The organism is Streptomyces sp. NPDC006435 (genome assembly GCF_040612315.1).
Classification (GTDB): Bacteria; Actinomycetota; Actinomycetes; order Streptomycetales; family Streptomycetaceae; genus Streptomyces.
On record NZ_JBEXPY010000058.1, the window covers coordinates 13,123 to 33,928 of the forward strand.

The window sequence follows — 20,806 nt, forward strand, 5'->3', positions numbered from 1 at the left end:
CTCCCGGTTGCCCCACCCTTTCGTACCCCCCCTAGACTGAACACCCAGCAGGTGGCTCACGCTCGAAAGGCGCCCCCGTGTCCATCGGCAACTCCCCCGAAGACGACCGGCCTTCGATCGGTCGAGTGCTTCAGCAGGCTCGCATCGCCGCAGGTCTCACGGTCGAAGAGATCAGTTCGTCCACCCGGGTGCGCATCCCCATCGTGCACGCGATCGAAGCGGACGACTTCTCCCGCTGCGGCGGCGACGTGTACGCCCGCGGCCATATCCGTACGTTGGCGCGTGCCGTCCGACTCGATCCGGAACCGCTGGTTTCGCAGTACGACGCCGAGCACGGCGGCCGTCCCGCGCCCACGCCCGCGGCACCGCTGTTCGAAGCCGAACGCATCCGTTCCGAACCCCGTCGGCCCAATTGGACGGCGGCCATGGTCGCGGCGATCGTCGCCGTCGTCGGTTTCGTCGGCTTCACCGCCTTCAAGGGCGGCGACGACGACACCGCGGCCACCCAGGTCGCCGAGGGCTCGACGCCCGACAAGAAGACCCCCGCCCCGAAGACCGGCAAGCCCGTCGATCCCAAGCCGGAACCGTCCGACAGCGCTATCGCCGCGGCCCCCAGGGACAAGGTGACCGTGCGGCTCAGCGCCAACCAGGGCAAGAGCTGGATCTCGGCCAAGGACCACAACGGCCGGCTCCTCTTCGACGGTCTGCTGCTCCAGGGCCAGTCCAAGACCTTCCAGGACCAGGAGCGGGTCGACCTCGTTCTCGGGAACGCCGGCTCGATCGAGCTCTTCGTGAACGGCAAGAAGGTCGAGGACGAGTTCCAGCCCGGCCAGGTCGAACGGCTTTCGTACACGAAGGGTGACCCCGCGGTCGGCTGACGCGTACACGACCGTATTTCGGGCGCCGTCCGTACCAGGCGGGCACCCGGCCGATGGCCGGGTGCCCGCCGCTTTCGTCACCCGGAGCGACGGCGCAACCCTGCGCGGCAGGGCCAGTGCCGGGACAAAGTAGTCTTGAGTCCATGCCCGAACGCCGTACCGTCGCCCTTGTCACCCTTGGCTGCGCCCGTAACGAGGTGGACTCGGAGGAGCTTGCAGGCCGCTTGGCAGCGGACGGCTGGGAGCTCGTCCAGGATGCCTCCGACGCCGATGTCGCCGTCGTCAACACGTGTGGATTCGTCGAAGCCGCCAAGAAGGACTCCGTCGACGCCCTGCTCGAAGCGAACGATCTGAAGGACCACGGCAGAACCCAGGCCGTGGTCGCCGTCGGCTGCATGGCCGAGCGCTACGGCAAGGACCTCGCCGAGGCCCTGCCCGAAGCGGACGGAGTGCTCGGCTTCGACGACTACGCCGACATCTCGGACCGCCTCCAGACCATCCTCAACGGCGGCATCCACGCCTCGCACACCCCGCGCGACCGCCGCAAGCTGCTGCCGATCAGCCCGGCCGAGCGGCAGGACGCCGCCGTGGCGCTGCCGGGGCACGCCCAGGAGGCGGCCCCGGCCCCCGAGGACCTCCCCGAGGGCGTGGCCCCGGTCTCCGGCCCCCGGGCGCCCCTGCGCCGACGGCTGGGCACCAGCCCCGTCGCCTCCGTGAAGCTCGCGTCCGGCTGCGACCGCCGCTGCTCCTTCTGCGCGATTCCGTCCTTCCGCGGGTCCTTCATCTCGCGGCGCCCCTCGGACGTGCTCCAGGAGACCCGCTGGCTGGCCGAGCAGGGCGTCAAGGAGGTGATGCTGGTCTCCGAGAACAACACCTCCTACGGCAAGGACCTCGGCGACATCCGGCTGCTGGAGACGCTGCTGCCGGAGCTCGCCGACGTCGAGGGCATCGAGCGGATCCGGGTCAGCTACCTGCAGCCGGCCGAGATGCGGCCCGGCCTCATCGACGTACTGACCTCGACGCCCAAGGTCGCGCCCTACTTCGACCTGTCGTTCCAGCACTCGGCGCCCGGCGTGCTGCGGGCGATGCGGCGCTTCGGGGACACCGACCGGTTCCTGGAGCTCCTGGACACCATCCGGAGCAAGGCCCCGCAGGCCGGTGCCCGCTCCAACTTCATCGTGGGCTTCCCCGGCGAGACCGAGGCCGACCTCGCGGAGCTGGAACGCTTCCTCACCGGCGCCAGGCTCGACGCCATCGGCGTCTTCGGCTACTCCGACGAGGAGGGCACCGAGGCGGTCGGCTACGACAACAAGCTGGACGCCGACGTCATCGCGGAGCGGCTCGCGCACATCTCGCAGCTGGCCGAGGAGCTGACCTCGCAGCGCGCCGAGGAGCGCCTCGGGGAGTCCCTCCAGGTGCTGGTCGAGTCCGTGGACGACGAGGACGGGGCGGTGGGGCGCGCGGCGCACCAGGCTCCCGAGACGGACGGGCAGGTGCTCTTCACCACACGCGAGGGCCTCGTTCCCGGCCTTATGGTCGAGGCAAAGGTTGTGGGCACCGAAGGAGTGGACCTGGTGGCCGAGTGTTCCGAACTCGTGGAGGCGGCCAGATGACGGGAGCCCCGGCATCCGCGGCAGGTGGATCCGGCACGAAGCCGGTCCGCGGCGGCAAGCTGGGCGCGGCGGCCGTGAATCAGGCCAGCCTGTGGAACATCGCCAATCTGCTCACCATGCTGCGGCTGGTCCTGGTGCCCGGCTTCGTCATGTTGCTGCTGCACAACGGCGGGTACGACCCGGTATGGCGGTCCTTCGCCTGGGCGGCCTTCGCCATCGCGATGATCACCGACCTGTTCGACGGCCACCTGGCACGCACGTACAACCTGGTCACCGACTTCGGGAAGATCGCCGACCCGATCGCGGACAAGGCGATCATGGGCGCGGCGCTGATCTGCCTGTCGTACCTCGGGGACCTGCCCTGGTGGGTCACGGGCGTCATCCTCTTCCGCGAGCTCGGCATCACGCTGATGCGTTTCTGGGTGATACGGCATGCGGTGATTCCGGCCAGTCGCGGCGGGAAGATGAAAACCCTGGCGCAGGGAACGGCCGTCGGGATGTATGTTCTGGCGCTGACCGGTCCGCTCGCCACCCTGCGCTTCTGGGTGATGGCGGTGGCCGTCGTGCTGACGGTCGTCACCGGACTCGACTACGTGCGTCAGGCCGTCGTGCTGCGCCGTCGGGGACTCGCTGCCGAGCGGGCGGAAGCCGCGCGGGCCGCCGGGGCCCGGGACGACCGTGACTCGGCGGAGGCCGAGCGGTGACTGCCGCGGCCAGGGTGCTGGAGCTGCTCACGGGGCGGGGCGAGACACTCGCCGTCGCCGAGTCGCTGACCGGCGGTCTGGTGGCGGCGGAGCTGACGTCCGTGCCCGGTGCCTCGCGTTCCTTCCGAGGGTCCGTGACGGCGTACGCGACGCCCCTGAAGCGGGACGTGCTGGGCGTCGACGGCACCCTGCTGGCGGAGCGCGGGGCGGTCGACCCGGAGGTGGCACGGCAGATGGCGATCGGTGTACGCCGTGTGCTGGGGGCGGACTGGGGGATGGCGACCACCGGGGTCGCGGGTCCCGATCCGCAGGACGGCAAGCCCGTCGGCACGGTCTATGTTGCGGTGGCCGGGCCGGGCGGCGCGGAGAAAATGGCCGCGCTGCGATTGAACGGCGGGCGGGCGGACATCCGTAAAGAGAGCGTGCGCAGCGTGCTCGCATTGCTGTCCGCCGAACTCGGCAAGAACGCAAGGGCACAGGATACGGAACAGAACGGGGGGAATTGATGTTTGCAGCCCTGAGTGAACACGACATCGCTCCCCGCACGGCCGCGGCGCAAGGCGGTACGGTGGGGCGTGAAGGATGCGGCTACGCGGTCCGAGGAGGGAGCCACCGATGATTCTGCTCCGTCGCCTGCTTGGTGACGTGCTGCGTCGGCAGCGCCAGCGCCAAGGCCGTACTCTGCGCGAAGTCTCCTCGTCCGCCCGAGTCTCGCTCGGCTATCTCTCCGAGGTGGAGCGGGGGCAGAAGGAGGCATCCTCCGAACTGCTCTCCGCCATTTGCGACGCGCTTGATGTACGGATGTCCGAGCTCATGCGTGAAGTGAGCGATGAGCTGTCGCTGGCCGAACTGGCCGAGTCGGCAGCAGCCAGTGATCCGGTCCCCGTACCGGTGCGGCCAATGCTCAATTCCGTCTCCGTGACGTCGGTGGCAGGTGTGCCGACGGGCCGGGTGACCATCAAGGCGCCCACGGAAGCGGTGGATGTCGTCGCCGCCTGATCCACCCGGTCGGGCCTGGCGTCGAAGCCCCGGTCGTCCCCTGGAGGGACGGCCGGGGCTTCTGCATGTTCCCTGCGCCTGCCCGGCCTTTCCCGTGTGCCCGCCGGGGTGTGGGCGGTGGGACGGGTTCTTTCCGGCGGGTTCTTCCCGGGGCGTGGCGGGGTGATTCCCCGGTGACCGATTTGTGGCACTCGTTCCCCCGTGGGTGAATGTTCGGGACGAGAGAGCCCGCTGAGCCCGGGACGGCTCGCGCCGTCCGCTCGCGTGCAGGAATCTGCACCGGCTCCACCCCGTCCGGGTGCAGGATCCTGCACCTGTCCAGCCGCGCCCCGCTCCGTCAGGAACGGCGCGGAGCGCTGCCGCTACCTCCCGAAGGAGTCGCAATGGTCGACGAAGGCGCCAAGGACAAGATCAAGGGCAAGGCCAAGGAAGCCATGGGCAAGATGACCGGCGACCAGCGCAAGCAGGCCGAGGGCAAGATGGACCAGGCCAAGGGTCAGGCCAAGAGCGCCATGAGCGACGCCGAGAAGCGGGCGAAGGACATGAAGGGCTCACTTCGCGACGACGAGCGCTGACCTCGCTCGCGCCGAGCCCCCACCCGATGCGGTGGGGGCTCGGTGATGTCGGGGCGGGGGCTCCCGCACGGTCCCGGTGCGGGCGGCCGGGCTGTTCCGCGCGGGGTCCGGGGCTGTTCCGCGCGGGGTCCGGGAGGGAGTGGTGCGGTTCGTTCCGCTCCGGAGCGGATGCGGTGCGGGCGGTGTCGGGTGAGACTGCGGAGAACGGGACGGTGGCAGGTCGTACGGGCCCGGCCGGACCCGGGCCGCGAGGGTGGGCGGCGTGTTTCGGGATTCTCGGGCTCTGCGGGGCTCCAAGGAGCTCTGCGGGGCTTTCAGGGGCTTCACGAGGGCTTCGGGGGCTTCGGGGCGAGAGCGCGCAACGGTCCGCAGCTGCGAACGGGGCGCCGGTGGCGCACCCCGATGCGCCCTCCCGCCGATGAACGCGCCGCACTAGGTTCGGCCGGAGGAGGCAGCCATGGTACGGCGATGGGTGCCGGCGCTCGTTCTCGGCGGGGTGTGGTGGTGGGCCGTGCTGCGGCTCGTGCTGGAACCGGCCCATACGGGGCTCGTCGAGGGTGCGGTGGCGGCGGGCGGATGGGGACTGAGCCTGCTGCCCGTGCATGTGGCCGCCCGGTCGGCGGGGATGCGCAGGGCCGGCAGGCGCATGGTCCCGAACGTCCCCGGTGTCGAGGGCACGGGCGGGGGCATGGGGCGGTGGCCGGTCGCTGCGGTGGGGTGGGCGCGGCACTGGCATTCCGTGGGCGTGCGGTACGCGGTGCGCGGTCGGCGCATCACCAGGGCATGGCTACGCCGCCGTTCGGGCGGAGGATCTGGCCGGTCATGAAGGCCGACGCGTCGGAGGCGAGATGAAGCACGGTGTGGGCGACGTCCTCGGGTTCGCCGACCCTTCCGAGCGGTGAGATCCGCGCCATCGCGGCCTCCGTCCGGTGCTGCTGCTCCGCGTCGTGGCGGGCTGTCATGGGCGTACGGATCCAGCCCGGGGCGACGGCGTTGACCCGGATGCCGTGCGGCCCCAGCTCGGTCGCGAGGGTCCTGGTCAGCTGGACGACCGCCGCCTTGGCCGCGCTGTAGCAGAGCAGTCCCGGAGCGGCGGCGTCGACCGCCCCCGAGGCCATGGTGACCAGGGAACCCGGTGCGCCGCGCGCGATCATGCCGCGCGCCACTTCCCGGCAGACGTACAGAACGCCCTTGAAGTTGACCGCGAGCACACGATCGAGGTCCTCGTCCGCGGTGTCGAGGACGCTGCTCGTGTGCATGACCCCGGCGACGGCGACCAGGACGTCCAGGTCGCCCGCGGCGGCCACCGCCGCGCGGACCCGGTCGCTGTCGGTGACGTCGAGGACGTGGGTGCGGGACGTGCCGCCCGCCGCGGTGATCAGGTCCCGGGTCTCCACCAGGCCCTTCTCGTCACGGTCGGCGCAGTGCACGGTGGCGCCCGCGGCCGCGATCAGAAGGGCGCAGGCGCGGCCGATGCCGCTCGCCGCGCCGGTGACGAACGCGGTGCGGTCCGTGAGGTCGTACGCGATGCGGGGCATGCCCGGACGGTACGACTGAATCTGACGGCCCGTCAACTGGTGGTGCGGGGCTTTCGGGCGGGCCTCAGCCCGTGGGGCCCGACTGGCAGCGCGGACACCAGTAGGTGGGGCGGGTGCCCTGATCCGCGACGCGGACGGGGGTGCCGCAACGCAGACAGGGACGGTCGGCCCTGCCGTGGACCCAGAGCCGATCCCTCGGGCCCTGTCCGCGTGGCGCGGTCCGTGCGGTCGTGGTGGTGCGCACGGGGCGGTCGCGGTTGGCTTCGAGGAGCTGTTTGGCCGTTGTGACCAGGCGGGTGGCGACGGGGGCGGGCAGTTCTCCGACCGGGAGCCAAGGGGTGACGCGGGCCATGAAACAGAGCTCGGCCTTGTAGATGTTGCCGATTCCGGCCAGGTTGCGCTGGTCCAGCAGGGCTTCCCCGAGGGGACGGTCGGGGTCGGCGAGCAGATTGCGCAGGGCCCTCCCGGAGTCCCAGTCGGGCCCCAGCAGATCGGGACCGAGATGGCCGACGGCCTTCTCCTCGTCCCGGGTGCGGAGCAGTTCGAGCACGGGCAGCCGGTAACCGACCGCGGTGTGCCGCGCGTTGGCGAGGACGGCGCGGATCTGATGGGCGGGGCCGCCGCGCCAACGCTCACCCGCGGCGTGGACGTGCCAGGCCCCGTCCATCCGGAGGTGGCTGTGCAGGGTGAGGTCGCCCTCGAACCGGACGAGGATGTGCTTGCCGCGCGGAACGGCGCCCAGCACCGTCCGGCCGGTGAGGTCGGCGGTGGCGAACCGGGGCACTCGCAGGTCGAAACGGGTCAGGGTTCGGCCGGCCAGCGCGGCGCGCAGACGCTCGGCGGTCTGCAGGACGGTGTCTCCTTCGGGCATGCCTCCATGATGCGGGGCGTGCCTCCGCGGCCGACCGGGCGCGTCCCCGCAGTCGGCCGGGCATGGGGCTCGGCCGTCGGGGGTTCAGGCGCGCAGACGGAGTCCTCTGGGGGTCGCGAGGAAGCCGGCCGCCTCCAGCGTGCGGCCCAGGGGAGAGGTCAGGGCCGAGGCGCCGTTGGTGCGCTCCACCATGACCGTGCCGAGGGCCCCCGCACGGGCCGCCGCCGCCAGCGCCCCGGCCGCCGCGAGGAGGGCGGGGTCGTCCGGATCGGTGGGCCAGGCCAGCAGCGTCTTGCCGCCGCGCTCCATGTACAGCGTCAGCTCGCCGCCGACCAGGACCACCAGGGCACCGGCCTTACGGCCTGGTTTGTGCCCGGCACCGTCCGGCGGCTCGGGCCAGGGCAGTGCCGCACCGTAGGCATTGGCCGGATCCGCCGCCGCGAGGACCAGGGCGCGCGGCACGGCACCGGGCTCCGCACGGTCGAGGGCGGTGGACGTGGCGCGCAGCCGGTCGACCGCGCCGTCCATCGCGAACTGGGCCGCCCCCAGTCCCTCGACGACGTAGCCGCGCCGGGCCTGCCCGTTGTCCTCGAAGGCGGAGAGGACGCGGTACGCCGCGGAGAAGCCGCCCTCGACCCCTTCGGCCTGGACCGCGCCGCGGGTGACCACCCCGTGGCGGTCCAGGAGCGTACGGGCCAGGGCGTGCGCGCGGTGCGTGGGGTCGGGCTCGGCGGTGGGCAGCAGGGACCAGCGGCCCGAGACGGTCGGCGGGCCCGTCCGCGAGGCGGGCCGGGGGGCGGTGGTGAGCGATCCGTAGCGTCCGCGCGGGACGTTCCGTCTGGCGCGGTGGGCCGTCGACCCGGCGGTGCGGCCGGAACCCAGGAGCGAACGCAGCGGCGCCAGTGTGTCGTTGGTGAGCCGGCCCGACCAGGCCAGGTCCCAGATGGCGTCGGCCAGTTGCGGATCGGTGCAGTCCGGGTGCGTGGTGGCGCGGACCTGGTCGGCGATCTGCCGGAAGAACAGTCCGTATCCGCCGGTCAGGGCGGTCAGGACGGATTCGTGCAACGCGCCGAGTTCGAGCGGGTGCGGGGGCGGGAGCAGCAACGGCGCGCTGTCGGCGGGGTAGAGGGACAGCCAGCCGTCCTTGCCCGGCAGGGCGCCGGCACCGGCCCAGACGATCTCGCCGGTGGTGGTCAGCTCGTCGAGCAGCGCCGGGGTGTAGCCCGTCACCCGGCCCGGCAGGATCAGCTTCTCCAGCGCCGACGCCGGGACGGGCGCCCCCTGCAACTGCTCGACGGCGCGGGCCAGCCCGTCGATTCCGCGCAGGCTGTTGCTGCCCAGGTGCTGCCACTGCGGAAGGAAGCCTGCGAGGGCGGCGGACGGGACCGGTTCCAGCTCGTGCCGGAGGGCGGCGAGCGAACGGCGGCGCAGTCGGCGCAGCACGGTGGCGTCGCACCACTCCTGGCCGATGCCGGCCGGATGGAACTCGCCCTGGACGATCCTGCCGGACGCCGAGAGCCGTTGCAGCGCCCCGTCCGTGACGGCCGTGCCCAGACCGAACCGGGCGGCGGCCCCGGCGGAGGTGAACGGGCCGTGCGTACGGGCGTACCGGGAGAGGAGGTCGCCCAGGGGGTCCTTCACCGGTTCGGTGAACGCCTCGGGGACGCCGACCGGGAGGGCGGTGCCCAGCGCGTCCCGCAGGCGTCCCGCGTCCTCGATCGCGGCCCAGTGGTCCACTCCGGCGATCCGGACCCGGACGGCCCGGCGGGCGGCGGCCAGCTCCGGCGCCCAGTCCGGATGGGCGCCGCGCCCGGCCAGCTCCGCGTCGGTGAGCGGGCCGAGGACCCGGAGAACATCGGCGACGCCCTCGGCGTCCTTGACCCTGCGGTCCTCCGTCAGCCACTGGAGCTCCCGCTCCAGCTCGGTCAGGACGTCCGCGTCGAGCAGTTCGCGCAGCTCCGCCCGGCCGAGGAGCTCCGCCAGCAGATGGGAGTCGAGGGAGAGGGCGGCGGCCCGCCGCTCGGCCAGGGGCGAGTCGCCCTCGTACAGGAACTGGGCGACGTAGCCGAACAGGAGGGAGCGGGCGAAGGGCGAGGGCTCCGGGGTGGTCACCTCGACCAGCCGGACACGGCGTGCCTCGATGTCGCCCATGAGTTCCGTGAGCCCGGGGACGTCGAAGACGTCCTGGAGGCATTCGCGGACCGCTTCCAGGACGATCGGGAAGGAGCCGAACTCGGAGGCGACCTGGAGGAGTTGCGCGGCGCGCTGACGCTGCTGCCAGAGCGGGGTCCGTTTGCCGGGGCTGCGGCGCGGCAGCAGCAGGGCGCGGGCCGCGCACTCGCGGAACCGGGAGGCGAACAACGCCGAACCGCCGACCTGGTCGGTGACGATCTGTCCGATCTCGCCCCGGTCGAACGTCACGTCCGCCGCACCGACGGGCGGCTGCTCGCTGTCGTACGAGAGGCCGGGGGGCGGTACCGGGTCCTGGGCGGGGTCCTGCGCGGGATCGAAGTCCAGCAGGTCCAGGCCCATCAGATCGGCGTCGGGCAGCCGCAGCACGATGCCGTCGTCGGCGTGCATCACCTGGGCGTCCATGCCGTACCGCTCGGCGAGACGGGCGCTGAGCGCCAGCGCCCACGGGGCGTGCACCTGCGCGCCGAACGGGGAGTGGACGACCACCCGCCAGTCGCCCAGCTCGTCACGGAACCGCTCCACGAGGACGGTCCGGTCGTCCGGGACGTGGCCGCAGGAGCGGCGCTGCTCGTCGAGGTACGACAGGGTGTTGTCGGCGGCCCAGGCGTCGAGACCGGCCGCCAGCAGCCGTGCGCGGGCGTCCTCCGGTGAGAGCCCGCCGATCTCGCGGAGGAACGCCCCCAGCGCGCGCCCCAGCTCCAGCGGACGGCCCAGTTGGTCGCCCTTCCAGAACGGCAGCCGGCCGGGAACGCCCGGGGCGGGCGACACCAGGACCCGGTCACGGGTGATGTCCTCGATCCGCCAGGACGTGGTGCCCAGCGTGAAGACGTCGCCGACCCGCGACTCGTACACCATCTCCTCGTCGAGCTCACCGACCCGGCCGCCGCCCTTCTTGGGGTCGGCGCCCGCGAGGAAGACCCCGAAGAGCCCGCGGTCGGGAATGGTCCCGCCGGAGGTGACGGCGAGCCGCTGGGCACCGGGGCGGCCCGTGACCGTCCCCGCCACCCGGTCCCAGACCACGCGCGGACGCAGCTCGGCGAAGGCGTCGGACGGGTAGCGGCCGGCGAGCATGTCCAGCACGGCGGTGAACGCCGACTCGGGCAGGGCGGCGAAGGGGGCGGCGCGGCGGAACACGGCCAGCAGGTCGTCCACCTGCCAGCTGTCCAGGGCGACCATGGCGACCAGCTGCTGGGCCAGCACGTCCAGCGGGTTGGCCGGGATCCGGAGCGCCTCGATGGCGCCCTCGCGCATCCGCTCGGTGACCACGGCAGCCTGCACCAGATCGCCCCGGTACTTCGGGAAGACCACACCGGTGGAGACCGCACCCACCTGGTGCCCGGCCCGGCCGACCCGCTGCAGGCCGGAGGCGACCGAGGGCGGCGACTCCACCTGGATCACGAGGTCGACCGCCCCCATGTCGATGCCCAGCTCGAGGCTGGAGGTGGCGACCACGGCGGGCAGCCGGCCCGCCTTGAGGTCCTCCTCGACCTGGGCCCGCTGCTCCTTGGACACCGAGCCGTGGTGGGCGCGGGCGAGCAGCGCGGGGGCGCCCTTCGCCGCACCGGACTCGGCCATGATCTCGGCGGGGGAGTGGGACTCGGAGATCGTCTCGCCGGTGAGCCGCTCGTACGCGATCTCGTTGAGCCGGTTGCACAGCCGCTCCGCGAGGCGCCGGGAATTGGCGAAGACGATGGTGGAGCGGTGCTGCTGGACGAGGTCGACGATCCGTTCCTCGACGTGGGGCCAGATCGACGGCCTGTCCGCCCGGTCGGGCCCGTCGGCGTCGGCGGCGGGGGAACCGCCGAGCTCCCCGAGGTCCTCGACCGGCACGACCACCGACAGGTCGAACCGCTTGGTGGACGGCGGCTGGACGATCTCCACCTTGCGCCGGGGCGACAGGTAGCGCGCCACCTCGTCGACGGGACGGACCGTCGCCGACAGGCCGATCCGCCGCGCGGGCCGCGCCAGCAGCTCGTCCAGCCGCTCCAGCGACACCGCGAGATGGGCGCCCCGCTTCGTACCCGCCACGGCGTGCACCTCGTCGAGGATCACCGTCTCGACGCCGGACAGCGCCTCCCGGGCGGACGAGGTCAGCATCAGGAAAAGCGATTCGGGCGTGGTGATCAGGATGTCCGGCGGCCGGGTCGCCATCGAACGGCGCTCGGCGGCCGGGGTGTCGCCGGAGCGGATGCCCACCCGCACCTCGGGCTCCGGCAGCCCGAGCCGCACAGACTCCTGGCGGATCCCGGTCAGCGGCGAGCGGAGATTGCGCTCGACGTCGACCGCGAGCGCCTTGAGCGGCGACACGTACAGCACCCGGCAGCGCTTCTTCGTCTCCGCGGGCGGCGGGACGGACGCCAGCCCGTCCAGCGCGGCGAGGAACGCGGCGAGGGTCTTGCCGGAGCCGGTCGGGGCGACGACCAGCACGTCCGAACCCTCGCCGATCGCGCGCCAGGCACCTTCCTGCGCCGCCGTGGGCGCGCTGAAGGCGCCCGAGAACCAGCCGCGGGTCGCGGGGGAGAACGAGTCGAGCACGGAGCCGGCCATGCCCCCCATCGTGCACCCCGGCACTGACAACGGCCGGGGCGTCCTGCCCGCCGATCCGGGGCCCAGGCCCGGGACCTGCGAGAATTTCCCCATGGCGATCGCACCGGAGCCCGGATCGGGGGAGTGGGCGAGGTACTGGCAGTACGCGGAACTGCCCGACCTCGACCTGTTGCGTGCCCGGTACGTGCGCCACACCTTCCCGCGCCACAGCCACGAGGGCTACGTCTTCGGCACCATCACCCACGGCGTCGAGGACGTCGGGCTGCCGGACGGCACCGTCCACGCCGGCCCCGGCACCGTGGTCATGATCAACCCGGAGGTTCCGCACACCGCCCGCGCGGGCATCCCCGAGGGCTGGGTGTACGCCACGCTCTACCCGTCGGCGCAGGTGGTCAACGACATCGCCGCCGACACGACGAACCTGCGCGGCACGGTCGGCTTCACCGAGACCAGTGTCGTGGACCCGTACGCGGCCCGGCTGATCGGCGCGGTCCACCGGGCTGCCGAGGAGGGCAACGCGCTGGCCGCCGACACCGTGCTGCGGGTCATGGTCACCAGGCTGCTCGGCCGGCACGGCAGCACGCTGCCGGTCCGCACACCCCGCTCGGCGGGCGCGCGCGACGCCGCCCGGGCCCGCGCGGTGCTGGAGGGCCGGATGGCGGAGCCGCCCGGCCTCGACGCGCTGGCCGCGGAGCTGGGGACCAGCCCCTTCGCACTGCTGAGGGCCTTCAAGAAGGAATACGGGATGCCGCCGCACGCCTGGCTCACCGACGCCCGGGTGCGCGCCGCGCGCCGGATGCTCGACGCGGGCACGGCACCCGCGGAGGCGGCCGTCCTGGTCGGTTTCACCGACCAGCCGCATCTCAACCGTCATTTCACCCGGATCGTGGGTGTGCCACCCGGCGCGTACCAGCGCGAACGCGCAAGAACGTACAAGACCGGTCCCGAACGACCCACGTAGCGTTCCGGTCGTGGCAGAACAGACAACACTTCCCGAGGGCGTCGGCGACCCGACGGACACGCCCGACGGCGGCACGACCGGCCCCGGCCCGCAGCCGGAGACGCCCGGCAAGCGGTCGGAGACGCCCGGCGCGAAGCCGGACTCGGCCGTCGTGCGCGACGCGCTCGGCGTCGGCATAGCCGTCGGCCTCTCCGGCTTCGCCTTCGGCGTGACCTCGGCCGGATCGGGGCTGAGCCTCCTGCAGACCTGCGTGCTCAGCCTCGCCGTCTTCACCGGCGCCTCGCAGTTCGCCCTCGTCGGCGCCCTCGCCGCGGGCGGCAACCCGTACACCGCGGCCGCCGGGGCCTTCTTCCTCGGCGTGCGCAACTCGTTCTACGGACTGCGGCTGTCGCAGCTGCTGGCGCTTCCGCGGCTGCTCCGCCCCTTCGCCGCCCAGTGGGTCATCGACGAGACGACCGCGGTGACCCTGCCGCAGCCGACCCGGCGGGCGGCCCGCATCGGCTTCGCCGTCACCGGGCTCACCCTCTACGTGCTGTGGAACCTGACCACGCTGCTGGGCGCACTCGGGGCGGAGGCGCTCGGCGACACCGAGGCCTGGGGGCTGGACGCGGCATCGCCCGCGGTCTTCCTCGCCCTGCTGGCACCGATGCTGAGGACCACCACCGAACGCGTCACCGCCGCCGTCGCGGTCCTGCTCGCGCTCGGCCTGCTGCCGGTACTGCCCGCGGGCGTCCCCGTCCTGCTCTCCGCGCTCGCCGCACCCGCCGTCCTCTTCCTGAACGGGCGCCGCAACGGCACGGCGCGCGCGGCGGCCACGGCGGAGAAGCACCGGGAGCCGGGCCGGTCCGCGGCCGGCACGGAGGAGAACCGATGAACGTCTGGATCGCCATCGCGCTGACCGCGGTCGGCTGCTACCTCGCCAAACTGCTGGGGCTGCTGGTGCCCGCGGGAGTGCTGGAACGCCCGCTCACCCAGCGCCTGGCGGCGCTGCTGCCCGTGGCGCTGCTGGCGGCACTCACCGCGCAGCAGACGTTCGGCGACGGCCGGAACCTGACCCTGGACGCCAGGGGCGTGGGTCTCGCCGCGGCGGCGCTCGCCCTGGCCCTGCGCGCGCCCTTCCTCGTGGTCGTGGGCTCCGCCGTGGCCGTCACGGCAGGGGTGCGCGCCCTCGGCTGGGCCTGATCCGGGCCCGCAGCCGGGGCCGACCGGGCGGAGGGCCGCGATCACCGGCGATCACCCGGCAGCGATCGGGCGGAGGACCCCGATCGGGTGGCAGCGGCCGGGCGTGCCGCCCGGCGCCCTCCCCGGCCACCGGCCTCAGCCGAGGCTGCGCCCATGGGCACGCAGCGTCAGAAGCGCCTTGAGGGTCACGATGGGCCGCCCCTCCAGGGCGGTGCCCGGGGCCCACTGCCGCCAGTTGACCGGCCAGCCGCCGTCCGCCTGCTGCTCGGCCGCGAGATGGTCCAGCGAGCGGGACAGCTCCTCGTCGGTGAACCAGCGACGGGCGAGCGACCCGGGCGTACGGGCGTAGTCGTACGGGAAGTGCTGCTCACCCGGTGCGTACCCGGCCGCCACGGGGTACTCGTCGCGCCGCTCCGGGTCGAGCACGGCGAGCCGCTGGTCGCGCACCAGCCGTCCCAGCCGGTCGGCGGCCGCCTCCGCCCTGGCCCGGTCCGGGGCGCCGTCCAGAAAGGCGAGCGCCGCCTCGATCTCGTACGGATGCGACCGGTCCAGCGCCTCGACCGCCGCCCAGCAGAAGTCGGTCGCCCGGAAGAGCCAGGCGTGCCACACCGCGTTGCGGTGCAGGAGACCGACGACGGGGCCGGTCGTCAGCAGTTCCGGGGGCGGGTCGTCGATGATCGGGATGAACGGCGCGACGGGATAGCCGCGCTGAGTCGGCAGGAGGGCGGGCAGCGCGCCCTCCCTGGTCGACACCTCGGTGAGGAAACGGCAGATCCGCTCCACCCGGGGGCCGTCGCAGCGGTCGATGGAATCGAGCACGTTGAGCGCGTGCGCGGTGTGCAGCGGCTGACTCACGGGGCCGCGCAGATCGGGTTCGAGCGCGTGCCCGTAGCCGCCGTCCTCGTTCAGATAGGCGGCGAGCGCGGTCTCCACGGCGTCCGCACTTCCTTTCAGGAAGTGATGGGCGAACCGCCGCTGTTCCAGGACGCGGGCCGTGAGCCAGATGAACTGCTCGGCACGCTTGAGGGGACTTGTTCCGGTTCCAGCCATGGACCGACCGTAGGGCGGTAAGCGCTCTCGGCAAGACGTAGCGGCCGGGCTGCACTCTCAGGAGCGGGATACTGGGTTCATGCGGTTGACGATTTTCTGGGAACGGATGGCGGACCACTTCGGCGCGGTGTACGCCGACTCCTTCGCACGCGATCATGTGATGGCCGAGCTCGGCGGGCAGACGGTGCACCAGGCGCTGGCCTCGGGCTGGGAGACGAAGGACGTCTGGCGCGGCGTCTGCGCGGCGGTCGGCATCCCCGACGACAAGCGCTGACCCCCGGTCCGCCGCACACCGGCCGGTTCCCGATCAGCCTCCGGCGGGCAGCGGCTTCCGGCCATGATCGACAAGAGGTCTTTCCCGGCCCGTCGGCAGCCGGACCAGCCCTGGTGCCCGGGGCGGACGGCGTCTCGTCACCGTCGTAGGCGAAACTGGAGCCGTGGCACCGACAGACGAGACAGCACAGAACCAGCCGCTTTCCACCCCGCCCGTCCCTCCACGGACACCGCCCTCCGGCACCGGATCGGCCCGCATGCCCTCGTGGCTGCCGCGTGCCATGGTGCTCGCCCTGGCGCTCTACGCCTGTTTCCGGCTCGGCAGTTGGGCGTTCGACCAGCTCATCGGGCTGCTGATCAATGTGCTGATCGCGTTCTTCCTGGCGCTCGCCATCGAACCGGCGGTGAGCAGGATGTCGGCGCGCGGCATACGCCGGGGCTTCGCCACCTTCCTGGTCTTCCTCGCCGTGCTGATCGCCGGAGTGGGCTTCGTCGTCCTGCTCGGCTCCATGCTCGCGGGCCAGATCGCCGACATGGTCGAGGAGTTCCCGAAGTACCTGGACTCGGTGATCAACTGGGTCAACCAGACCTTCCACACCGACCTCTCCAGGGTCGAGATCCAGGACAGCGTGCTCCATTCCGACTGGCTGCAGAAGTACGTGCAGAACAGCGCGACCGGAGTGCTCGACATATCCACCACCGTCCTCGGCGGGCTGTTCCGGCTCCTGACGATCTTCCTGTTCTCGTTCTACTTCGCGGCCGACGGGCCCAGGCTGCGGCGCGCACTGTGCTCCGTGCTGCCGCCCGCCAGGCAGGCCGAGGTCCTGCGGGCCTGGGAGATCGCGGTGGACAAGACCGGCGGCTACCTCTACTCGCGCGGTCTGATGGCACTCATCTCCGGGATCGCGCACTACGTCCTGCTGGTGATCCTCGGGGTTCCGTACGCGCCCGCGCTCGCCGTCTGGGTCGGGCTGGTCTCCCAGTTCATCCCCACGATCGGCACGTACCTGGCGGGCGCGCTGCCGATGCTGATCGCGTTCACCGTCGACCCGTGGTACGCGGTGTGGGTACTCGGCTTCGTCGTGATCTACCAGCAGTTCGAGAACTACGCGCTCCAGCCCAAGCTCACCTCCAAGACCGTCGACATCCACCCGGCGGTCGCCTTCGGGTCGGTCATCGCGGGCACGGCGCTGATGGGCGCCGTGGGCGCGCTGATCGCGATCCCGGCCGTGGCCACGCTCCAGGCGTTCCTCGGCGCGTACGTGAAGCGGTACGACGTGACGGACGACCCGCGGGTGCACGGGCAGAGCCGACGACGGGGCGAGCCGTTGCTCGCCCGGCTGCGCCGGGCCTGGCGCGCGCCCGAGGGGGACGGGGCCGGGAACGGCCGGGGCGCCGACGCCGGGGACCGGGAGGACCCGGAGCAGGCCTGACCGCCCCGCGGTGAGGACACGGTGCGGTCGTTCTGCCCGGGTCAGTCACTCCAGTGGTCGCGGTCCGGCAGTTCGACCCACAGATCGGGAGGCCCGACCACGGCACGGGGGCCGGTCGGACGCAGTCCCGCGAAGGCGCAGCAGTAGGCCACGGCGCTGTGCTGGTAGAGATAGGCGCTCAGGACTTCCCCGGAGGTGCCGTCCTCGTACGGGCCGCCACCCGGGTGCAGGTCCCAGCCCTCGACGACACCGCGGCGGGCGATGCTGCCCTGGTTGCCGCTCTTGGGGTTGGCGTACAGGCCGTAACAGAAGGTTCCGGCGGACAACCGGGTCAGCACGCCCGGCATCTGCGGTGCGTATCCCCACGGCTGTGTCACGACGCAGCCGCCCGGTACGGACGTCACGCCGATGATCCGCAGGTTCTCGTCCATGTCGTACTCGTACGGGTCGTCGGGCATCTCGTCGGTGACCTCGTCCCGCACCGGCGTCGCCTCCAGCCGGCGGACCGCTTCGGCCGCGTCGATCCCGGCCACGCAGGCGAGTCCGAAACCGTCGTGGTGGAACTCGCCCAGTGCCGCGAGGAGCCGACGGGCCTCCCGCGCCGCCGCGCGCTCCGTGCCGGTCAGCCGTACTCCGGCCGGTGCCGGGAACAGGTCCGGCGTCGGCCCCGCGAGGCTCAGCCGCCCCGGTGACCAGCCGCCGAGCGACGGCCGCCAGGGATCGGCCCCGGCGGCGGCGAGGGCCCGCGCGTTCTCCGGCTTCCCGGACACGACGGCCTCCCACAGCGCCGTCACCCCGTTCTCCCGCGCGTCCACGTCCGTGACCCGTCCGGCCAGCTCGGCGACGACCTCCGGGGAGCCGAGCATCGCCGCACGATGCAGCGGCCGGCCCCCGTTCCACTCCTCCGGATCGGCGCCTTCGTCGAGACACCGACGAACGCGGTCGTGGTCCGTCCAGTCCCAGTCCATGCCGGCCCAGCCACTGCTCCCTGCCGTCATCGATCCCCCTCCGACGCCGATCCGTACGGCTTCTCCACTCCCAAAAGTTCGCACACGGGTCTGACATCCGGCCGCCGTTCGATCCTCCGTGGCGCGGGCGCGGGCGCGGGCGTGGGTGCGGGCGTCGGGCGGGCGTCGGGCGGGCGTCGGGAGGCCGGTCCGGGCGCGGACGGGTGCGGCGTGGTGCGCTTGACACTAAAATCGAACATCCATTCTCATGGAGTTCCGGCCGGGTTTTCCCGGGCCCGACCGTGGAGTTGTCCACAGGCCGGGAGGACGTCGAGGCCCATTGTCAGTGGCAGGGGTTAGCGTCTTTGACGTGAAGCGATCGACTCAAGCAAATCGGGTGGAACCCATGGCAGGAACCGACCGCGAGAAGGCGCTGGACGCCGCACTCGCACAGATTGAACGGCAATTCGGCAAGGGCGCGGTGATGCGCCTCGGTGAGCGGCCGAACGAGCCCGTGGAAGTGATCCCCACCGGGTCGACCGCCCTCGACGTGGCCCTCGGGGTCGGCGGTCTGCCGCGCGGTCGTGTGGTGGAGGTGTACGGACCGGAGTCCTCCGGCAAGACGACGCTGACGCTGCACGCGGTGGCGAACGCACAGAAGCTCGGCGGCTCGGTCGCCTTCATCGACGCGGAGCACGCCCTCGACCCCGAGTACGCGAAGAAGCTCGGCGTCGACATCGACAGCCTCATCCTGTCCCAGCCGGACAACGGCGAGCAGGCCCTCGAGATCGTGGACATGCTGGTCCGCTCCGGCGCGCTCGACCTGATCGTCATCGACTCCGTCGCGGCGCTCGTGCCGAAGGCCGAGATCGAGGGCGAGATGGGCGACTCGCACGTGGGTCTGCAGGCCCGTCTGATGAGCCAGGCGCTCCGCAAGATCACCAGTGCGCTCAACCAGTCCAAGACCACCGCGATCTTCATCAACCAGCTCCGCGAGAAGATCGGCGTGATGTTCGGTTCGCCGGAGACCACGACGGGTGGCCGGGCGCTCAAGTTCTACGCCTCGGTGCGCCTCGACATCCGCCGGATCGAGACGCTGAAGGACGGCACCGACGCGGTCGGCAACCGCACCCGCGTCAAGGTCGTCAAGAACAAGGTCGCGCCGCCCTTCAAGCAGGCCGAGTTCGACATCCTCTACGGCCAGGGCATCAGCCGTGAGGGCGGCCTGATCGACATGGGCGTGGAGCACGGCTTCGTCCGCAAGGCGGGAGCCTGGTACACCTACGAGGGCGACCAGCTCGGCCAGGGCAAGGAGAACGCCCGCAACTTCCTCAAGGACAACCCCGATCTCGCCAACGAGATCGAGAAGAAGATCCTCACGAAGCTGGGTGTCGGGGTCAAGCCGGAGGACAACGCGGCCGGTGCGGACGCGGCGGGCGGCGCCGCGGCTCCGGCCGAGAGCGCGAAGGCGGTGCCGGCTCCGGCGAGCAAGGCCAAGTCGGCCAAGACCGCGGCGGCCAAGAGCTAGACCGTGACGCGTCGTACGGAGTGGCCGGTCAGCGCCACTGACCATGGCGTCGACCCCGGCCACGAATTCGCCGCGGGGCACACGGCCGGATCCGGGGGCACGTACGGGCCGGAGACCGATCACGGTCACGGTACCGATCCGGGCCCCGGATCCGGTGAGGGGGCGGGTCGCCGTACCCGCTCCCGCACCAGGAGCAGCGGCTCCCCCTCCTCGTCGAGGGCCGAGAAGGGGGAGTCGCGAGACCCGGTCGAGCAGGCGCGCAACATCTGTCTGCGACTGCTCACCGGGACCCCGCGCACGCGGAAGCAGCTCGCCGACGCCCTGCGCAAACGGGAGATCCCGGATGAGGCGGCCGAGGAAGTGCTCTCGCGCTTCGAGGACGTCGGGCTGATCGACGATGCCGCGTTCGCGGATGCCTGGGTGGAGTCCCGGCATCACGGACGGGGGCTGGCCCGGCGCGCTCTCGTCCGGGAGCTGCGGACCAAGGGTGTTTCCTCCGACGTGATCGACGAGGCCATCGGGCAGCTCGACTCCGAGCAGGAGGAGGCCACCGCCCGGGAGCTGGTCGCGCGCAAACTGCGCTCGACCCGTGGCCTCGACCGGGACAAGAGGCTGCGCCGCCTTGCGGGCATGCTCGCCCGCAAGGGCTACGGGGAGGGCATGGCGCTGCGCGTGGTGCGGCAGGCGCTGGAGGCAGAGGGAGAGGACACCGAGGGGCTGGACGAGCCGTTCTGACCGGACCGGGCCGGACACCAGATCGGACCGGGCCAGGCCGGACAGGCACCGTGCAGTGGCATGCGGGGGAACCTGCGAGGCGTCGGGGGGCGACTCGTGGTGGTGACATGCCGGTGCACGGGGAGGCATCACTGTCCGGCGCGGGCGGCTCGGGCGATGGTGGCGTCGATCAGGGCGAGCGCGTCCGCGGCGGTGCGGCCGGGACAACGGTTCCAGGGACCGATCAGACCGGTCCAGCCCTGGGAGCGGAGCTCGGTGACGAGCCAGGCACCGGCACGGTCCACGGTGTCGAGGGAGCCGTAGCCCAGACGGTGCGCGGTGAGGAGGGCGCCGCAGATGCACCGTGCGCCACGGACGTTGCGAAGCCGGTAAGGGGTGTTCTGCCAGCCCCATTCGGTCAGGATCAGTCTCGCGTGGGCGAGATGGACGGAGGGCCGTACATCGGCCCGGCCGATGCGCCGCCAGGCGTGCAGCCGGTCGGGGAGGATCGCGCCCAGCCGACCGGGCAGGGGACGTTCGTGGGGAGGGGGCGTCGGCAGGGAACGTACGGAGTCGGCGATGAGCTGGTCGACCGGTACGGACAGCAGATCACGCCAATCGGCCGGTTCTCGGTCCGCCGGTTGTTCTGCGAGGCCAGCGCCGGAAGGCCGTACGGGGTCGGTGGCGGTGAGGTCCCAGCCGGCGACGATCCGCCGCCATGCCTCGGTGTCGTGGAGGCGGGCGGCCTGGGCATCGAACTGGTCCGGGGTGAGGGCGGGGGCGGGGGTCGGCATGTGCGC

The 20,806-nt window shown here is 72.3% G+C and carries 19 protein-coding genes; 13 read left to right on the top strand and 6 right to left on the bottom strand.

Annotation, left to right across the window (positions count from 1 at the left end; all coding sequences use genetic code 11):
• The first annotated feature begins 77 nt into the window (after positions 1 to 77).
• The 6 genes from ABZZ04_RS34695 (at position 78) to ABZZ04_RS34720 (ending at position 4,769) form a co-directional block, all read left to right on the top strand.
• A complete protein-coding gene (locus tag ABZZ04_RS34695) occupies positions 78 to 878 on the top strand; it encodes a RodZ domain-containing protein (RefSeq protein WP_356936207.1) in 801 nt (266 codons plus the stop codon).
• A 143-nt stretch (positions 879 to 1,021) separates the two neighbouring features.
• The gene (gene rimO / locus ABZZ04_RS34700) at positions 1,022 to 2,491 is read left to right on the top strand and encodes a 30S ribosomal protein S12 methylthiotransferase RimO (protein ID WP_356936208.1); all 1,470 of its coding nucleotides are present in this window, start codon (positions 1,022 to 1,024) and stop codon (positions 2,489 to 2,491) included.
• Positions 2,488 to 3,195, top strand: coding sequence for a CDP-diacylglycerol--glycerol-3-phosphate 3-phosphatidyltransferase (pgsA, locus tag ABZZ04_RS34705; protein ID WP_356936209.1), 708 nt, complete (start codon positions 2,488 to 2,490; stop codon positions 3,193 to 3,195). Before rimO ends, pgsA begins: the two co-directional genes overlap by 4 nt.
• Positions 3,192 to 3,701, top strand: coding sequence for a CinA family protein (locus ABZZ04_RS34710; protein ID WP_356936210.1), 510 nt, complete (start codon positions 3,192 to 3,194; stop codon positions 3,699 to 3,701). The genes pgsA and ABZZ04_RS34710 overlap by 4 nt, the downstream gene beginning before the upstream one ends.
• 109 nt (positions 3,702 to 3,810) lie before the next feature.
• Positions 3,811 to 4,194 (top strand): helix-turn-helix transcriptional regulator, encoded by a 384-nt coding sequence (locus tag ABZZ04_RS34715; RefSeq protein WP_335933337.1) that lies wholly within the window; start codon positions 3,811 to 3,813, stop codon positions 4,192 to 4,194.
• 383 nt (positions 4,195 to 4,577) lie between these two features.
• Complete coding sequence (locus tag ABZZ04_RS34720; RefSeq protein ID WP_356936211.1) at positions 4,578 to 4,769, top strand: CsbD family protein; 192 nt, start codon at positions 4,578 to 4,580, stop codon at positions 4,767 to 4,769.
• 773 nt (positions 4,770 to 5,542) lie between these two features.
• Here ABZZ04_RS34720 and ABZZ04_RS34725 read toward each other — a convergent pair.
• From ABZZ04_RS34725 to ABZZ04_RS34735, 3 genes are all read right to left on the bottom strand, one after another.
• Entirely contained in the window at positions 5,543 to 6,307 is a 765-nt protein-coding gene (locus ABZZ04_RS34725) for an SDR family NAD(P)-dependent oxidoreductase (RefSeq protein WP_356936212.1), read from the bottom strand.
• A gap of 64 nt (positions 6,308 to 6,371) precedes the next feature.
• Positions 6,372 to 7,178, bottom strand: a complete 807-nt coding sequence (locus tag ABZZ04_RS34730; protein ID WP_356936213.1) for a DNA-formamidopyrimidine glycosylase family protein — start codon at positions 7,176 to 7,178, stop codon at positions 6,372 to 6,374.
• An 84-nt stretch (positions 7,179 to 7,262) separates the two neighbouring features.
• Positions 7,263 to 11,918: a DEAD/DEAH box helicase gene (locus ABZZ04_RS34735; protein ID WP_356936214.1), complete on the bottom strand. Its 4,656-nt coding sequence runs from the start codon at positions 11,916 to 11,918 to the stop codon at positions 7,263 to 7,265.
• Positions 11,919 to 12,009: 91 nt separating this feature from the next.
• On the opposite strand from ABZZ04_RS34735, the gene ABZZ04_RS34740 reads away from it, so the two are divergent.
• The 3 genes from ABZZ04_RS34740 to ABZZ04_RS34750 are packed head-to-tail and all read left to right on the top strand — an operon-like array spanning position 12,010 to position 14,061.
• Entirely contained in the window at positions 12,010 to 12,879 is an 870-nt protein-coding gene (locus tag ABZZ04_RS34740) for an AraC family transcriptional regulator (protein WP_356936215.1), read from the top strand.
• Positions 12,880 to 12,889: 10 nt separating this feature from the next.
• Complete coding sequence (locus ABZZ04_RS34745) at positions 12,890 to 13,753, top strand: AzlC family ABC transporter permease (RefSeq protein WP_356936216.1); 864 nt, start codon at positions 12,890 to 12,892, stop codon at positions 13,751 to 13,753.
• Positions 13,750 to 14,061 (top strand): AzlD domain-containing protein, encoded by a 312-nt coding sequence (locus ABZZ04_RS34750; protein ID WP_356936217.1) that lies wholly within the window; start codon positions 13,750 to 13,752, stop codon positions 14,059 to 14,061. Before ABZZ04_RS34745 ends, ABZZ04_RS34750 begins: the two co-directional genes overlap by 4 nt.
• A 135-nt stretch (positions 14,062 to 14,196) precedes the next feature.
• Here the strand turns inward: ABZZ04_RS34750 and ABZZ04_RS34755 are convergent, their stop codons facing one another.
• Positions 14,197 to 15,111 (bottom strand): hypothetical protein, encoded by a 915-nt coding sequence (locus tag ABZZ04_RS34755; protein WP_356936218.1) that lies wholly within the window; start codon positions 15,109 to 15,111, stop codon positions 14,197 to 14,199.
• A gap of 79 nt (positions 15,112 to 15,190) precedes the next feature.
• Between ABZZ04_RS34755 and ABZZ04_RS34760 the strand changes: the two genes are divergently transcribed.
• Together ABZZ04_RS34760 and ABZZ04_RS34765 are read left to right on the top strand one after the other, a co-directional pair.
• A complete protein-coding gene (locus ABZZ04_RS34760; protein WP_356936219.1) occupies positions 15,191 to 15,385 on the top strand; it encodes a DUF3046 domain-containing protein in 195 nt (64 codons plus the stop codon).
• Positions 15,386 to 15,641: 256 nt separating this feature from the next.
• Positions 15,642 to 16,817 carry an AI-2E family transporter gene (locus tag ABZZ04_RS34765; protein ID WP_356936220.1) on the top strand — a complete coding sequence of 392 codons (1,176 nt, stop codon included), beginning with the start codon at positions 15,642 to 15,644 and terminating at the stop codon, positions 16,815 to 16,817.
• Positions 16,818 to 16,858: 41 nt separating this feature from the next.
• On the opposite strand, the gene ABZZ04_RS34770 is transcribed toward ABZZ04_RS34765, so the two are convergent.
• Entirely contained in the window at positions 16,859 to 17,815 is a 957-nt protein-coding gene (locus tag ABZZ04_RS34770) for an ankyrin repeat domain-containing protein (protein WP_356936221.1), read from the bottom strand.
• A 355-nt stretch (positions 17,816 to 18,170) separates the two neighbouring features.
• Here ABZZ04_RS34770 and recA point away from each other — a divergent pair, with 355 nt between their 5' ends.
• The gene (gene recA, locus ABZZ04_RS34775; RefSeq protein ID WP_356936222.1) at positions 18,171 to 19,292 is read left to right on the top strand and encodes a recombinase RecA; all 1,122 of its coding nucleotides are present in this window, start codon (positions 18,171 to 18,173) and stop codon (positions 19,290 to 19,292) included.
• A 3-nt stretch (positions 19,293 to 19,295) separates the two neighbouring features.
• On the top strand, positions 19,296 to 20,027 hold the full coding sequence (gene recX, locus ABZZ04_RS34780; RefSeq protein ID WP_356936223.1) for a recombination regulator RecX: 732 nt from the start codon (positions 19,296 to 19,298) through the stop codon (positions 20,025 to 20,027).
• Between the two features lie 128 nt (positions 20,028 to 20,155).
• Here recX and ABZZ04_RS34785 read toward each other — a convergent pair whose 3' ends face one another.
• Positions 20,156 to 20,800: a hypothetical protein gene (locus tag ABZZ04_RS34785; protein WP_356936224.1), complete on the bottom strand. Its 645-nt coding sequence runs from the start codon at positions 20,798 to 20,800 to the stop codon at positions 20,156 to 20,158.
• Positions 20,801 to 20,806 lie beyond the last annotated feature (6 nt).

What these genes read in the sequence shown, in the direction of transcription:
- rimO (WP_356936208.1), top strand. Translation starts at nt 1,022, where the DNA reads ATGCCCGAACGCCGTACCGTCGCCCTTGTCACCCTTGGCTGCGCCCGT.
- pgsA (WP_356936209.1), top strand. Translation starts at nt 2,488, where the DNA reads ATGACGGGAGCCCCGGCATCCGCGGCAGGTGGATCCGGCACGAAGCCG.
- ABZZ04_RS34715 (WP_335933337.1), top strand. Translation starts at nt 3,811, where the DNA reads ATGATTCTGCTCCGTCGCCTGCTTGGTGACGTGCTGCGTCGGCAGCGC.
- ABZZ04_RS34720 (WP_356936211.1), top strand. Translation starts at nt 4,578, where the DNA reads ATGGTCGACGAAGGCGCCAAGGACAAGATCAAGGGCAAGGCCAAGGAA.
- ABZZ04_RS34725 (WP_356936212.1), bottom strand. Translation starts at nt 6,307, where the DNA reads ATGCCCCGCATCGCGTACGACCTCACGGACCGCACCGCGTTCGTCACC.
- ABZZ04_RS34730 (WP_356936213.1), bottom strand. Translation starts at nt 7,178, where the DNA reads ATGCCCGAAGGAGACACCGTCCTGCAGACCGCCGAGCGTCTGCGCGCC.
- ABZZ04_RS34735 (WP_356936214.1), bottom strand. Translation starts at nt 11,918, where the DNA reads ATGGCCGGCTCCGTGCTCGACTCGTTCTCCCCCGCGACCCGCGGCTGG.
- ABZZ04_RS34740 (WP_356936215.1), top strand. Translation starts at nt 12,010, where the DNA reads ATGGCGATCGCACCGGAGCCCGGATCGGGGGAGTGGGCGAGGTACTGG.
- ABZZ04_RS34750 (WP_356936217.1), top strand. Translation starts at nt 13,750, where the DNA reads ATGAACGTCTGGATCGCCATCGCGCTGACCGCGGTCGGCTGCTACCTC.
- ABZZ04_RS34755 (WP_356936218.1), bottom strand. Translation starts at nt 15,111, where the DNA reads ATGGCTGGAACCGGAACAAGTCCCCTCAAGCGTGCCGAGCAGTTCATC.
- ABZZ04_RS34760 (WP_356936219.1), top strand. Translation starts at nt 15,191, where the DNA reads ATGCGGTTGACGATTTTCTGGGAACGGATGGCGGACCACTTCGGCGCG.
- ABZZ04_RS34765 (WP_356936220.1), top strand. Translation starts at nt 15,642, where the DNA reads ATGCCCTCGTGGCTGCCGCGTGCCATGGTGCTCGCCCTGGCGCTCTAC.
- ABZZ04_RS34770 (WP_356936221.1), bottom strand. Translation starts at nt 17,815, where the DNA reads ATGACGGCAGGGAGCAGTGGCTGGGCCGGCATGGACTGGGACTGGACG.
- recA (WP_356936222.1), top strand. Translation starts at nt 18,171, where the DNA reads ATGGCAGGAACCGACCGCGAGAAGGCGCTGGACGCCGCACTCGCACAG.
- ABZZ04_RS34785 (WP_356936224.1), bottom strand. Translation starts at nt 20,800, where the DNA reads ATGCCGACCCCCGCCCCCGCCCTCACCCCGGACCAGTTCGATGCCCAG.